Below are 14246 nucleotides of genomic sequence, written 5' to 3'. Positions count from 1 at the left end.
ATTTCCTGCAAGGACTGGATATGCTGATTCTGATTTCACCTGCAAAAACGCTCGACTACCAGAGCCCGCTGGCGACAACGCGCCATACGTTGCCTGAGCTGCTGGACCACTCCCAGCAACTGATTCATGTGGCACGCAAGCTCTCGGCCCCGCAGATCGGTAAACTGATGCACATCAGCGATAAGCTCGCTGACCTGAATGCCACCCGCTTTCATGACTGGCAGCCGGACTTCACGCCGGAAAACGCGCGCCAGGCTATTCTGGCCTTCAAAGGTGATGTCTATACCGGATTGCAGGCCGAAACCTTCAACGAAGCCGATTTCGATTTTGCTCAGCAGCATTTGCGTATGCTCTCAGGCCTGTACGGTGTGCTGCGCCCGCTGGATCTGATGCAGCCTTATCGTCTGGAAATGGGCATTCGTCTGGAGAACGCCAAAGGAAAAGATCTGTATCAATTCTGGGGCGATATCATCACGGATAAGCTCAACGAAGCGCTCGCCGCGCAGGGTGACCAGGTGGTGATTAACCTTGCATCAGATGAATACTTCCGTTCCGTGAAGCCGAAGAAACTGAACGCTGAGCTGATTAAACCCGTCTTCCTCGACGAGAAAAACGGTAAGTTCAAAGTCATCAGTTTCTACGCCAAAAAGGCGCGCGGCCTGATGAGCCGCTACATCATTGAAAACCGTCTGACGAAGCCTGAACAACTCACCGACTTCAACAGCGAAGGTTACTTCTTTGATGAAGCCGCCTCCGGGAATGGCGAACTGGTGTTTAAGCGTCACGAACCGTAATGCGCTGCCGGGGGACGCGCGTCTGCCCGGCATAAGCATTAATGGTGTTTCCCGCCAGGACCTTGACGATGATCGCCATGACGACGGTCATCGTGTTTATCATAGTGCGGTTGCGGACGCGGTCCGTGCGACTGCCAGCGATTTCCGCGCCACTCATAGTGTTTATTCCACCAGCCATGGTCGCGCCAGTTTCCGCCATCCCAGTAGTTACCGTGATTATCGCGATCGCCAATCTGTAATTTAACGGCAGGAACCAGAGTGATTTCAGCCGCCTGTACTGCGAGTGGAGTCACCAGCATCATGGAGAGTGCCAGAAGCACAGGTTTCAGTTTGTTCATGAGGTACTCCTTTCTGTCATTGCCCGTTTCAGGTCGATGAAAGGAGATTACGTGATGGGAACGTGAGTTGTTATTCTCCGCAATCCTAATCTCTAAGTGTCCGCATTTATTGAGAATTTCTGCTTTTTCTCTGCGTAATTTCTCCTTATTTTCTCCATAAAAAAGCCGGGTATCCCCGGCGTTTTCAACACGGCGACAAACTTAACCGCGCGTCATCATCAGCTTACGCAGAGCAGCGAAATCTGCCGGCAAATGTTGCGAAAGCAGCGGCAGATCCGCACGATCCGCCAGTTCTTTCGGCAGCTCCAGCGTTTCATTCAGGACAGCTTCTACGCTCTCTTTAAACTTCGCCGGGTGTGCGGTACCGAGGAACAGGCCGTATTCGCCCGGATTAAGCTGGTCACGCAGAGCGCGGTACGCCACTGCCGCGTGCGGCTCAGAGGTGTAGCCCTTCGCTTTTAGCTCACGCATCGTTTCCTGCGTTGTCTCATCATCCACGGCAGCATAACCAAGCTCATTCAGACGCCAGATTTTACGGCGGAACAGCTCCTCTACGCGCGGCCAGTTGTTCGGCTGACTCACGTCCATCGCGTTAGACAACGTCGCCTGGGTCGCTTTTGGCGCCCACTGCCCGTCCTGCAGGAAGCGGGGCACCGTGTCGTTAACGTTGGTGGCGGCGATAAAACGCTTCACCGGCAGGCCGAGGGATTTCGCCAGCAGGCCTGCTGTCAGGTCGCCAAAGTTGCCGCTTGGAACAGAAACAACCAGTTGATTCCGCGCTTCCTGCGGCAATTGTGCAACGGCTTCAAAGTAGTAACAAATCTGCGCCAGCAGGCGGCTGATATTAATAGAGTTAGCCGAGTTCAGCCCCAGCGCCACTTTCAGCTCTTCATCATCAAACGCCTGTTTGACCAGCGCCTGGCAGGCATCAAAATCACCGTCGATGGCGACAGTTTCAATGTTGCCGCCCAGTGTGCAGAACAGTTTTTCCTGCAACGGACTGATTTTGCCGTTCGGGTAGAGGATCACCACGCGCACGTTCGGCAGGCCATAAAACGCATGTGCCACGGCCGCGCCGGTATCACCGGAGGTTGCCGTCAGAATGGTCACCGGCTTGTCGCCGCTGATGTGGGTCAGCATCTGCGCCATAAAACGGCCGCCAAAATCTTTAAACGCCAGCGTCGGGCCGTGGAACAGTTCCAGACAACCGACATCGCCCTCCACCTGGACAACCGGTGCCGGAAAAGCAAAGGCGGCGCGTACGCGCGCTTCGAGGAGCTCTTGCGGGATTTCATCGCCGATAAACGCGGACAGGATCTTCGCGCTGCGGCTGACGAAGTCCTGGTTCAGCATCTCATCCACTTCTGTCAGGTTGAATTCCGGCAGATCGTGCGGGAAAAACAGCCCCTGATTTTTGCCCAGCCCCTGCGTGACGGCCTGCGCAAAACTAACCTGTTCGTTGTGATCTTTAAGATTGTAGAGTTTCATCAATTATCCCAGTACTCGTGCGCCCGCCGTGTCCAGCCGGCAAATATGAACAAAGCCTTCCTGATTTTGCAGGTAGTGACTACCCAGCCAGTCCGCCACGCGCTGCGCCGTATCCGGTTTATCGCAGAGCGCAAACAGCGTCGGCCCTGAACCGGAAATACCGCTCGCCAGCGCGCCAATTTCTGCGACGGCCTGACGCGCCTGGGCAAAACCTGGCAACAGACGTTCGCGATACGGTTCGGCAATTACATCCTTCATCAGTTTCGCCGCAAGCCCTGGCTGGCGGGAATAGCAGGCGTGAATAAACCCGGCCAGGTGTCGCCCGTGGGCAATGCAATCCTGGCGACGATATTGCGCAGGTAAAATGGCCCGCGCTTCCGCGGTGGAGACCTTAATGCCTGGATAGGCCAGCACCCACAGCCACTCATCAAAGCCTGGCACCTGCTGACTGATAATGCCGTTTTCTTCGATCATCAACTGCATACCGCCGAGGAAGCACGGCGCGACGTTATCGTAATGAATGCTGCCGGAGATACGCCCTTCCAGCTCCCCCATGATCGCCAGCAGACGCGTGTCATTCAGCGGCTTGCCGCAGTGCTCATTCATCGCCACCAGTGCCGCCACCACCGAGCAGGCGCTGGAGCCTAATCCGGAGCCGATTGGCATATTTTTTTCCAGCGTCATCGTCACCGGAATTTGCTTACCCAGCTCCTGACAAAAACGCTCCCAGCACTGGTAGACAATATTTTCACGCGGTTTTGACGGCAGTTTGTCCGCAAAGCGGCCCAGATTGTTCAGACTGAAACTGTCTGCCGCCTCGACCGTTACCACGTCGCCCAGCAGTGAGCCATCAACGGGGGTCACCGCCGCCCCAAGCACATCAAATCCAACGCTCATATTGGCACTGGAAGCCGGGGCATAAACTTTAACCATGTTAAACTCCTAGCTTCCATGAGAGGGTGCGCAACAGGTCAGCAAACACCCCTGCCGCCGTGACGTCATTGCCCGCGCCATAACCGCGCAGAACCAATGGCAGCGGCTGATAGTAGTGACTGTAGAAAGCCAGCGCGTTTTCACCGTTTTTCACTTTGTACAACGGATCGTTACCGTCCACTTCAGAAATTTTCACCCGACACACGCCGTCTTCTTCGATGTTGCCAACATAGCGCAATACTTTGCCCTCATCACGGGCTTTTGCCACGCGAGCGGCGAACGCGTCATCAAGCTGCGGCAGATTCGCCATGAACGCGTCAACGTCACCGGAGTCATCAAATGCTTTCGGCAACACCGGTTCAATGACGATGTCAGACAGTTCCAGTTCGCGTCCGGTTTCACGGGCAAGGATCAGCAGCTTACGCGCCACATCCATTCCGGAAAGATCGTCACGCGGGTCTGGCTCGGTATAGCCCATTTCACGCGCAATGCGGGTCGCTTCAGAGAGGCTCATGCCTTCGTCGAGCTTACCGAAAATAAACGACAGCGAACCAGACAGAATGCCGGAGAATTTCAGTAACTCATCGCCCGCGTTCAACAGGTTTTGCAGGTTTTCGATCACCGGCAGACCGGCACCCACGTTGGTGTCATAGAGGAATTTACGCCGTGATTTCGCGGCAGCGAAACGCAACTGATGGTAGTAATCCATCGACGAGGTATTCGCCTTTTTGTTCGGCGTGACCACGTGGAAACCTTCGCGCAGGAAGTCAGCGTATTGATCGGCCACCGCCTGACTGGAGGTGCAGTCAACAATCACCGGGTTCAGCAGATGATATTCCTTCACCAGGCGAATTAAGCGACCGAGATTGAACGGCTCTTTCGCTTCAGCCAGCTCGGCCTGCCAGTTCTCCAGGTTCAGGCCATGCACATGGGTCAGCAGCGCTCTGGAGTTCGCCACGCCGCACACGCGCAGGTCGATATGTTTTTTCTTCAGCCAGGTCTGCTGACGCTTAAGCTGCTCCAGTAACGCGCCGCCTACCCCACCGACGCCAATGACAAACACTTCAATCACCTGGTCGGTGTTGAACAGCATCTGATGGGTGACGCGTACGCCTGTCGTGGCGTCATCATTGTTGACCACCACCGAAATGGAACGCTCGGAGGAGCCCTGAGCGATGGCCACGATATTGATATTGGCGCGCGCCAGTGCGGCAAAGAATTTTGCTGAAATACCGCGCAGCGTCCGCATACCATCCCCGACGACGGAGATAATCGCCAGCCGTTCAGTGACCGCCAGAGGTTCCAGTACGCCCTCTTTCAGCTCGAGATAGAACTCATCCTGTAAAGCGCGCTGAGCACGTGCGCAGTCCGCCTGCGGCACGCAAAAGCTGATGCTGTACTCAGAAGAAGACTGGGTAATCAATACGACGGAAATTCCTGCGCGGGACATCACCGCAAACACGCGCGCCGCCATCCCCACCATCCCTTTCATACCGGGACCAGAGACGTTGAACATCGCCATATTATTGAGGTTTGAAATCCCCTTCACCGGCAGTTCGTCTTCATCGCGACTGGCACCGATCAGCGTGCCTGCCGCCTGCGGATTACCGGTATTTTTGATAAGGCAAGGGATCTGGAACTGCGCGATGGGGGTAATGGTACGAGGGTGAAGCACTTTCGCGCCGAAATAGGAGAGCTCCATCGCTTCCTGATAAGACATCGACTTCAGCAACCTGGCGTCGGGCACCTGGCGCGGATCGCAGGTATACACACCGTCGACGTCCGTCCAGATCTCGCAGCAGTCGGCACGTAAGCAGGCAGCCAGAACCGCAGCAGAGTAATCTGAGCCGTTACGTCCCAGTACCACCAGTTCGCCCTTCTCATTACCGGCGGTGAAACCGGCCATCAGCACCATGTGGTCAGCGGGAATTCGCCCGGCGGCGATGCGACGCGTTGATTCAGCAATATCGACAGTGGATTCAAGGTAGTGCCCCACCGCCAGCAGTTTTTCGACCGGATCAATAACGGTAACATGGTGACCACGCGCTTCCAGTAACCCCGCCATGATGGCGATCGACATCTTTTCGCCACGGCAGATGAGCGCGGCGTTAATGCTGTCCGGGCACTGTCCGAGCAGGCTAATCCCATGCAGCACATGCTTAATTTGGGCAAATTCTTGTTCAACAAACACTTTCAACTGCGCCAGCGGAAAGCCAGGCTGGGCGTCGGCGAGGCCTGTCAGAAGTTCGGCGAAAATACGTTCGGCATCGCTGATATTGGGCAATGCGTCCTGACCTCCGATGGTTTTTTCAATCATCGCCACCAGATGGTTGGTAATTTTGGCGGGGGCAGAAAGAACGGTCGCTACCTGCCCCTGCCTGGCATTGCTTTCCAGAATATCGGCAACCCGCAGAAAACGTTCTGCATTTGCCACTGATGTACCGCCGAACTTCAACACTCGCATGGTTGTTACCTCGTTACCTTTGGTCGAAAAAAAAGCCCGCACTGTTCGGTGCGGGCTTTTTTCTGTGTTTCCTGTACGCGTCAGCCCGCACCGTTACCTGTGGTAATGGTGATGGTTGTGGTAATGGTGATGCTGATGCGTTTCATGGATGTTGTGTACTCTGTAATTTTTATCTGTCTGTGCTGTATGTCTATATTGGTTAAAGTATCTGGTGACCTAAGTCAATAAATATTTGATTTACTCACCTGACGAAACTTGTTCATGTGCTGCTGGCGAAGGGTTTATTTTCAACCAATACAGCAGGAACACCCCTCTTGAAATTAGCGCTTATCACCAAAAATAAGACTAAGGGCGAACTATTATTTTGTGATGTTTTTTTCGATATCATGGACTAACCGGTGCAACATTGCCGTGTCTCGCTGCCCTAATTGACCCAGACGCTGTTGCAGCCAGTCGACCAGTTTGATGTCATCCGCAACCTCCAGAGAGGTCAGTAATGTCATTATGCGAGATCGTAATGCCTGTAACTGAAATTCATCAGATGAATCGACTTCTTTAGCAGGTTGTTGCATTAAATTTGCTAATTGATAGCAGTAGACCATTACCGCCTGGCCCAGATTTAATGAAGGATAATCTGCAACCATCGGTACGCCAGTCAGAATATCTGCCAGCGCCAGTTCATCGTTGGTCAGTCCGGAATCTTCACGACCAAAAACCAGCGCGGTATGATTCATCCAGGCCGATTTTTCTTCCAGGAGCGGTACCAGCTCCGCTGGCGTCGCGTAGTAATGAAATTTGGCCCGGCTGCGCGCCGTGGTGGCGACGGTAAAATCAACATCGGTAAGCGCATCCGCGAGAGTTGGAAAAACGGCAATATTATCAATAATATCGCCGGAGCCATGCGCCACCCAGCGCGTAGCGGGTTCCAGATGAACCTGACTGTCGACAATACGCAACTGCGTAAACCCCATGGTCTTCATGGCGCGCGCCGCCGCGCCGATATTTTCCGCTCTGGCAGGAGCGACGAGGATAATTGTTATGCGCATTTTTCTTCTCTATATGCCTGTCCGCAGACACTTGTGTGACCTGTGTCAAGATATTACGCGGAGCGAATTTACAAAATTTTAACGAAAATCACTGAAAAAGCGTTTCATCGTTGATAAAAGACGCTAAACTATTTCCTTACTTTACTAATGTTTTTTATGTTAACAGAAACAGTATATCCTTCTGTTTATCAGAGATAATTTGATTTAAAATGAATCTCATTCATAGGATTCGCCGTGTTAATTAGTTATCTTGTGCAACTAGTTGGATTATTGCAATTTTGTGATGAAAGCTAGCATTTGGATACGATGATTTCATCAAACTGTTAACGTGCTACAATTGAACTTGATATATGTCAACGAAGCGTAGTTTTATTGGGTGTCCGGTACGTCTTAGCCTGTTATGTTGCTGTTAAAATGGTTAGGATGACAGCCGTTTTTGACACTGTCGGGTCCAGAGGGAAACTACCCACGACCAAGCTAATGATGTTGTTGACGTTGATGGAAAGTGCATCAAGAACGCAATTACGTACTTTAGTCATGTTACGCCGATCATGTTAATTTGCGACATGCATCAGGCAGGTCAGGGACTTTTGTACTTCCTGTTTCGATTTAGTTGGCAATTTAGGTAGCAAACATGCAGACCCCGCACATTCTTATCGTTGAAGACGAGTTGGTAACACGCAACACGTTAAAAAGTATTTTCGAAGCGGAAGGCTATGATGTATTCGAAGCGACAGATGGCGCGGAAATGCATCAAATCCTCTCTGAATATGACATCAACCTGGTGATCATGGATATCAACCTGCCAGGCAAAAACGGTCTTTTGCTGGCGCGTGAACTGCGCGAGCAGGCTAACGTTGCGCTGATGTTCCTGACGGGTCGCGATAACGAAGTCGATAAAATCCTCGGCCTCGAAATCGGTGCAGATGATTACATCACCAAACCGTTTAACCCGCGCGAACTGACTATCCGTGCTCGCAACCTTCTGTCGCGTACCATGAACCTGGGTACCGTCAGTGAAGAACGTCGTAGCGTTGAAAGCTACAAGTTCAACGGTTGGGAACTGGACATCAACAGCCGTTCTCTGATCGGGCCTGATGGCGAACAGTACAAACTGCCGCGCAGCGAGTTCCGTGCCATGCTTCACTTCTGCGAGAACCCGGGTAAGATCCAGTCTCGTGCTGAACTGCTGAAGAAAATGACCGGTCGTGAGCTGAAGCCGCATGACCGCACCGTTGACGTGACCATCCGTCGTATTCGTAAGCATTTCGAATCGACGCCGGATACGCCGGAAATTATCGCGACAATTCACGGTGAAGGTTACCGTTTCTGTGGCGATCTGCAGGATTAATCAAGTTATTACCGTCAAAAAAACGGCGCTCAATGCGCCGTTTTTCTTATCTGCCGTTAACTGAATTTACTTCCACACGCGTAGCGCATCGTCCACTGGCGCTGTCGGTTTCGGCGCTGTCGGCGTTGTTGTCGGTTTCGTACGCGAGAACGCATACCAGTCCAGATGCCGTGTCAGGAACATCACGCTCCCCAGCGCCAGCAGCAGTACGCTCGTTCCCAGCAGAAGCGCGCTGTCTTCCGAGCGCAGCAGAACCCACATCACGCCATCCAGCGCCAGCAATGCCAGGGTGAAGACCACGCTGCTACGCCAGCCCTGCAATACCGCCTGGAGATAAACCCCGTTCATCAGCGCGCCCACCAGACTGGCGACAACCCACGCCAGGGTGAAGCCAATGTGTTCTGAGAGCGCCAGCAGCAGCAGATAAAACATCACCAGCGACAGCCCCACCAGCAGATACTGCATCGGGTGTAACCTTTTGCCGGTTAAGGTTTCGAACACAAAGAAAGCCATAAAGGTCAGTGTAATTAGCAGAATGGCATACTTAGTTGCCCGATCCGTCAGTTGGTACTGATCGGCAGGAGTGGCAACTGCGACGCTAAATGACGGCAGGTTATACCACCCGTCTTTTTGCGCATCCACAAACCGATCGCCGAGGTTATTGGCAAACCAACTGCTTTGCCACTGCGCCTGAAACCCTGACTCACTGATTTCGCGCTTATCGGGCAGAAAATCACCAAGGAAGTTGGGGTGCGGCCAGTTACTGGTGAGCGTCATTTGACTGCTGCGCCCCACCGGAACCACGGAGAAAGATCCGGTTCCGCTTAAGTTGAGTGACATCGCCAGGTTCACATCGCGCATCGCCCATTGTTCGTCGGGAAGCGGGATGTGGAGCCCCTCTCCGCGTCCCGTTAATCCTGTCCCTGGCTCGACGGCAAGCGCCACGCCATTCGCCTTCGGCGCTTTCACTACGCCAATGCCCCGCGCATCGCCCACGCCAACCACAATAAACGGTTTTCCGAGGGTCACGTTGGGCCTGTTGAGTTCACTCAGCCGCGCGACATCAAACTCCGCCTTCAACGTGACATCGGTATGCCAGACCTGCCCCTCGTAGATGCCCACTTTTCGTGGCTCGACATTCTGGTTACCCTCAACCATGAGCGACTCCGGCAGCCAGAAGTGGATAAAACTGCGCTTGTGCTGCACCTCTTTCTCGTTTTCCAGCACCGTGTATAACTCGGTCACGGGCACGGCAATCAATGGGCCGACCACTTTTTGCGGTCCGCTGGTACTCTGCCGAATGGCATCCTCTACCGCATCGCGATAATCAGCGCGTTCCACAATGATCTGCCGGACCATCATCAGTGGGATCAGCAGCAACACAATCGCGCCACCTAAAGTGACGATTTTCCAGAACAGGGGGGATTTCAACATAGCGTTCTCCTTATGCAATACCGGCAGAGTACGCACGCTGTGTGGGGGGAATTTGAAGCTATGTGAAGTGACGGTGAAGTATGAGCATGGCCTCGACGCCACCTTCCGGTCGGTTACGCAATTCCACACTCCCCTTCAGCAGTCGCGCGACTTCGCGCACGAACGCCAGGCCCAGACCGCTGCTTTTGAGGCCATTTTCACGCGGCAGTGAGTAAAAACGGTCAAATATCCGCGGTAAGGCAAAATCGGGAATACCAGTGCCGGTATCGGCCACCGTCAGCGTCACCTTCTCTGCATACGCCTGCGCGCTGAGGGTGATCGTCCCACCAGCCGGGGTGAAATCAATGGCGTTGTCCAGCAGGTTGCCCAACGCCTGCTCCAGCAGCGCGGGCTCTGCACAGACACTTAACGTTGAAGGAACCCTCTCCAGCGATATTGCCTTCGACGCCAGTTGAATGGCGCGTGCATCGCTAATTTGCGCAAACAGTTTATCGACTGCAACCGCAGAGAGCGCAATATCCTGACGATTCTCCAGCCGCGCCTGACGCAGCAGGGTTTCAACCAGCGCCTGCATTCGTGCGTTTTGGCTGAGAATATTGTCGGTAAAGCGCTTAACAATGTCCGGAGGCGGATTTTCCCGCAGGATTTCCGCCGCGCCGCGAATGGCCGCCAGCGGACTCTTCAGCTCGTGGGTAAGCGCGTACACGTACTGTTCAATGTAATTCTTACCTTCCAGCTTCAGACGCATGCTCTCCAGCGCCTGCGCCAGCTTGCGCAACTCGCTGCTGCCCAGTTCTGGCAGCGGCATCGGCTGGTTTTCAGTCACTGAATCCGCATAGCGCGTCAGACGGGCGATCGAGCGGTTAATCCACCAGACCATCCCGGCACCAATCACCAGCGCGATGCCAAGCAGAACCGCGCTGGCCCAGAGGATCCGTCGCTCGCTGCGTTTAATCACCGGCGCCATAGCGGCATTAGGCTTCCCCACGCTGAGCACGCCGACGATCTTTCCATTGTCGACAATCGGCGCGGCAACATACATGACCGAGCTTTCCGGGTCTGCGGGGTTCTGTGGCGTACTGCGTGCGCCATACTGTCCACGCAGCGTTAGCCAGACATCGTTCCAGCGGGAGTAATCCTGCCCGACCGCTTTGCTGACGGAATCAAACACCACTTTGCCCTGCGCGTCCGTCATGTAGACATGGTACTCGTTGCGGACTTTATTGATTCCGCTGATATTGGCGCGAAAGGGACGATTGTGCAGTTGCGTAAACGCCTGCGCCAGTTGGCCATGCTCCGGATTGCCGGACAGCAGATCGTCACGGGCCAGCGCCGCCAGCAGCGTGGCGGTATCGATCAGCGTCCCTTCCGTTGCACGCCGTACGCCAGGTTTAATCTCCTGCACAAAGATAGAGAGAACAAACCACGCGGCAACGGCGACAATCAGGAAATAGCCCAACAGCAAACGCATGCCAATGCGCATCAGAGGCTCCTCAGGCTGTAACCCATTCCACGATGCGTGTTGATAGGCGAGAGCGTCGGATTGACGGCACGCAGTTTGGCACGCAGCGTTTTGATGTGCGTATCGACCGTCCGGTCGAAAGTATCCTGCGCATCAGCCCAGACGATATCCATCAGTTGCTGGCGAGAATAGACGCGACCAGGAGATAACAGCAGCGTTTTCAGCAGCAAAAACTCATAGCGCGTGAGTGGCAGGGGCGTGCCGAACCAGGCCACTTCGGCAGCGGGCTCATTCAGCTCAAAATGACCGGTTTTGACAATGGGCGACGGCGTAGAAAACTTCTTCACCCGGCGTAACAGCGTGCGTACCCTGGCGCACACTTCCCGGGGTGAAAACGGTTTAGCGACGTAATCGTCAGCGCCAATTTCCAGCCCCAGCAGGCGATCCACCTCGTCACTACGCGCCGTAAGAAAGAGGATCGGTAACGCCGGATGCTGCTCCAGCAATCGTCGGCACAGTTCAAAGCCGCTGATATCCGGCAACCCGACATCGAGAATCGCCACATCCGGGCACTGATGACGCGATTTATCCAGCGCAGGCAGACCGCGCTCAAAGGCTTCCACACTAAACCCTTCCTGCTGGAGCATATAAATCAGGGTATCCGCGATACCCTGCTCATCTTCCACCAGCCAGACCGATACCTGCTGCATTATGCTTCCCTGTTATTCGCGCCACGGCATGATGGGTACCGCGCTAATGGCATTTTTCGGCGACCCGTCGACAACCTTGTCGGAATAGGCCAGATAGGCCAGCGCGTTGCGTTTAGCATCATAAAAACGCACGACCTGTAAAGATTTGAAGACCAGCGAAGTGCGTTTCTTAAAGACCACTTCCCCCTGAGCTTTGCCGTTCTTGATTCTGTCGCTCAGTTCTACCGGTCCCACCTGCTGACAGGAGATGGCGGCATCGGAGGTGTCCTCAGCCAGCCCCAGCCCGCCTTTAATGCCCCCGGTCTTGGCACGGCTGACGTAGCAGGTCACGTTTTTGACATCGGGATCGTCAAACGCCTCCACGACGATTTTATGATCCGGTCCAAAGATTTTGAACACCGTATCGACAGAGCCGATCTGTTCGGCGGACGCCAGCGGCGCCAGCATAAACAACAGAGTGGAAAGAACTAAACTCTTGTATTTCATATTGTTACCATTCTTTAAAATTACGCTGGGCAATTATTCGACATTGTAAAAGAAACTGTTTACAGATCACAGGATTACAATAATCACGTTTTATTTGATCCAAAAAAAGCATTAATGCGCAAAAAAAACACTGAATGCTAAAACAACAAAAAATGCTATTATCCAATAATCTGATGTCAGGTGTTTGTAGTTGAAAGGATGAGGATATTTTATGGATCAGGCCGGCATTATTCGCGACCTATTAATCTGGCTGGAAGGTCATCTGGATCAGCCCCTGTCGCTTGACAATGTGGCGGCAAAAGCGGGTTATTCCAAGTGGCATCTGCAGAGAATGTTTAAGGACGTGACGGGCCACGCGATTGGCGCGTATATTCGCGCACGCCGCTTATCGAAATCCGCTGTTGCGCTTCGCCTGACGGCTCGCCCGATTCTGGATATTGCCCTACAGTACCGCTTTGACTCTCAACAAACATTCACCCGCGCCTTTAAGAAACAGTTTTCCCAAACGCCTGCGCTGTATCGTCGTTCACCGGAATGGAGCGCGTTCGGTATCCGCCCGCCTCTGCGTCTGGGCGAATTTGCCATACCTGAGCATAAGTTTGTCACTCTGGAAGATACGCCACTGCTTGGCATCACCCAGAGCTACTCATGTTCGCTGGAGCAAATCTCCGATTTCCGCCACGAAATGCGCGTGCAGTTCTGGCATAATTTCCTCGCGCATGCGCCCGCAATCCCGCCCGTACTGTATGGCCTGAACGAAACGCGTCCGAGTCTTGAGAAAGATGACGAGCAGGAAGTGTTCTACACTACCGCACTACCTCAGGAGCAAGCCAACGGCTACGTACAGTCAGCTCAACCGGTGCTGTTGCAGGGCGGCGAATATGTCATGTTTACCTACGAGGGGCTGGGAACGGGTGTCCAGGAGTTCATCCTGACCGTCTACGGAACCTGCATGCCAATGCTGAACCTGACGCGCCGCAAAGGGCAGGATATCGAACGGTACTACCCGGCTGAAGATGCCAAAGCCGGTGACCGCCCGATTAACCTGCGCTGCGAATTCCTGATACCGATTCGCCGTTAACGCTGTAGCTCATCCAGCGCAGGGGCGTCCAGATGCGAGATGTCCCCTGCCGTTTCCACGACCCATCCCGGCGCCAGCCACAAACTTTCCTGATAATCCACCCGCGAAATCGAGCAGTTACGCAGACGTAAGCGGCGTTCCGCATACGCAGGAAGTCCCAGAATCGTACTGACCAGACAGCCCAGCGCGATGCCGTGGCTGACCAACAGTGGACGACTCCCCTGCGGCAAATTCAGGCACGCGGCGAGCGCACCATGAACACGATCGTTCAGTTCCTGCATCGACTCCCCTTCGGGAATACGCCCGTCGACGGTGCCGTTGACTAACTGGCGACGCCAGTTTTCTTCTTCGGCGGTCAGGGTATCAATATGACGTTTTTCCAGCACTCCCATGTGCAGCTCGCGCAGGCGGGCGTCTAAGGTGATATCACAACCACAGGCCTGGGCGATGATGTCAGCAGTGCGGCGGGTACGTCCCAGATCACTACTGATGACGTGGGTGATGCCGAGGCTTTTCGCGCGTTCACCTACCTGCACTGCTTGTTGCTCACCTTTAGCGGTCAGCGGACTGTCGGACTGGCCTTGAATACGTCGCTCGGCGTTCCACTGCGTTTCACCGTGGCGAACAAGGTATACCTGTAACATGCTATTTTTCCGTAT

The 14246-nt window shown here is 54.0% G+C and carries 15 protein-coding genes and 1 other annotated feature; of the genes, 3 read left to right on the top strand and 12 right to left on the bottom strand.

Annotated elements, in window-relative coordinates; genetic code table 11:
* Nucleotides 1–20: 20 nt before the first annotated feature.
* A complete protein-coding gene (yaaA, locus tag ACERJC_RS17650; RefSeq protein ID WP_152405943.1) occupies nucleotides 21–794 on the top strand; it encodes a peroxide stress protein YaaA in 774 nt (257 codons plus the stop codon).
* Nucleotides 795–832: 38 nt separating this feature from the next.
* Here yaaA and ACERJC_RS17645 read toward each other — a convergent pair whose 3' ends face one another.
* The 7 genes from ACERJC_RS17645 to yjjY all read right to left on the bottom strand — a co-directional run bounded on the left by ACERJC_RS17645 (nucleotide 833) and on the right by yjjY (nucleotide 7602).
* On the bottom strand, nucleotides 833–1132 hold the full coding sequence (locus ACERJC_RS17645; RefSeq protein ID WP_371896488.1) for a DUF2502 domain-containing protein: 300 nt from the start codon (nucleotides 1130–1132) through the stop codon (nucleotides 833–835).
* A gap of 201 nt (nucleotides 1133–1333) precedes the next feature.
* Nucleotides 1334–2620 (bottom strand): threonine synthase, encoded by a 1287-nt coding sequence (gene thrC / locus ACERJC_RS17640; protein ID WP_373672164.1) that lies wholly within the window; start codon nucleotides 2618–2620, stop codon nucleotides 1334–1336.
* 3 nt (nucleotides 2621–2623) lie between these two features.
* Nucleotides 2624–3553 carry a homoserine kinase gene (gene thrB, locus ACERJC_RS17635; protein WP_152405946.1) on the bottom strand — a complete coding sequence of 310 codons (930 nt, stop codon included), beginning with the start codon at nucleotides 3551–3553 and terminating at the stop codon, nucleotides 2624–2626.
* A gap of 1 nt (nucleotide 3554) precedes the next feature.
* The gene (thrA, locus tag ACERJC_RS17630; protein ID WP_178823356.1) at nucleotides 3555–6017 is read right to left on the bottom strand and encodes a bifunctional aspartate kinase/homoserine dehydrogenase I; all 2463 of its coding nucleotides are present in this window, start codon (nucleotides 6015–6017) and stop codon (nucleotides 3555–3557) included.
* Between the two features lie 25 nt (nucleotides 6018–6042).
* Nucleotides 6043–6162: a sequence feature (Thr leader region), on the bottom strand.
* Nucleotides 6098–6163 carry a thr operon leader peptide gene (gene thrL, locus ACERJC_RS17625; protein ID WP_032337689.1) on the bottom strand — a complete coding sequence of 22 codons (66 nt, stop codon included), beginning with the start codon at nucleotides 6161–6163 and terminating at the stop codon, nucleotides 6098–6100. (Overlaps the previous feature by 65 nt.)
* Before the next feature lie 213 nt (nucleotides 6164–6376).
* On the bottom strand, nucleotides 6377–7063 hold the full coding sequence (locus tag ACERJC_RS17620) for a tRNA/rRNA methyltransferase (protein ID WP_178823358.1): 687 nt from the start codon (nucleotides 7061–7063) through the stop codon (nucleotides 6377–6379).
* A gap of 398 nt (nucleotides 7064–7461) precedes the next feature.
* Entirely contained in the window at nucleotides 7462–7602 is a 141-nt protein-coding gene (gene yjjY / locus ACERJC_RS17615) for a YjjY family protein (RefSeq protein ID WP_042998021.1), read from the bottom strand.
* Nucleotides 7603–7697: 95 nt separating this feature from the next.
* Between yjjY and arcA the strand changes: the two genes are divergently transcribed.
* On the top strand, nucleotides 7698–8414 hold the full coding sequence (gene arcA, locus ACERJC_RS17610; RefSeq protein ID WP_001194359.1) for a two-component system response regulator ArcA: 717 nt from the start codon (nucleotides 7698–7700) through the stop codon (nucleotides 8412–8414).
* Nucleotides 8415–8480: 66 nt separating this feature from the next.
* Here the strand turns inward: arcA and creD are convergent, their stop codons facing one another.
* Genes creD through creA form a run of 4 tightly spaced genes read right to left on the bottom strand, consistent with a single transcriptional unit; the run spans nucleotide 8481 to nucleotide 12506 of the window.
* The gene (gene creD, locus ACERJC_RS17605) at nucleotides 8481–9848 is read right to left on the bottom strand and encodes a cell envelope integrity protein CreD (protein WP_373672163.1); all 1368 of its coding nucleotides are present in this window, start codon (nucleotides 9846–9848) and stop codon (nucleotides 8481–8483) included.
* Between the two features lie 58 nt (nucleotides 9849–9906).
* Nucleotides 9907–11331 (bottom strand): two-component system sensor histidine kinase CreC, encoded by a 1425-nt coding sequence (gene creC, locus ACERJC_RS17600; RefSeq protein WP_373672162.1) that lies wholly within the window; start codon nucleotides 11329–11331, stop codon nucleotides 9907–9909.
* Nucleotides 11331–12020, bottom strand: a complete 690-nt coding sequence (gene creB / locus ACERJC_RS17595; RefSeq protein WP_371896484.1) for a two-component system response regulator CreB — start codon at nucleotides 12018–12020, stop codon at nucleotides 11331–11333. The genes creC and creB overlap by 1 nt, the downstream gene beginning before the upstream one ends.
* A 12-nt stretch (nucleotides 12021–12032) precedes the next feature.
* The gene (gene creA / locus ACERJC_RS17590; protein WP_152405952.1) at nucleotides 12033–12506 is read right to left on the bottom strand and encodes a protein CreA; all 474 of its coding nucleotides are present in this window, start codon (nucleotides 12504–12506) and stop codon (nucleotides 12033–12035) included.
* A 211-nt stretch (nucleotides 12507–12717) separates the two neighbouring features.
* On the opposite strand from creA, the gene robA reads away from it, so the two are divergent.
* Nucleotides 12718–13587, top strand: coding sequence for an MDR efflux pump AcrAB transcriptional activator RobA (gene robA, locus ACERJC_RS17585; RefSeq protein WP_284554132.1), 870 nt, complete (start codon nucleotides 12718–12720; stop codon nucleotides 13585–13587).
* Here robA and gpmB read toward each other — a convergent pair.
* The gene (gene gpmB, locus ACERJC_RS17580; protein ID WP_152405954.1) at nucleotides 13584–14231 is read right to left on the bottom strand and encodes a 2,3-diphosphoglycerate-dependent phosphoglycerate mutase GpmB; all 648 of its coding nucleotides are present in this window, start codon (nucleotides 14229–14231) and stop codon (nucleotides 13584–13586) included. The two genes, robA and gpmB, sit on opposite strands and share 4 nt — an antisense overlap.
* Between the last annotated feature and the right edge of the window lie 15 nt (nucleotides 14232–14246).

The sequence above is a fragment of the Citrobacter telavivensis genome (assembly GCF_041807075.1).
GTDB classification, from domain to species: domain Bacteria; phylum Pseudomonadota; class Gammaproteobacteria; order Enterobacterales; family Enterobacteriaceae; genus Citrobacter_A; species Citrobacter_A telavivensis.
This window is presented reverse-complemented; position numbering and strand designations above follow the sequence as displayed.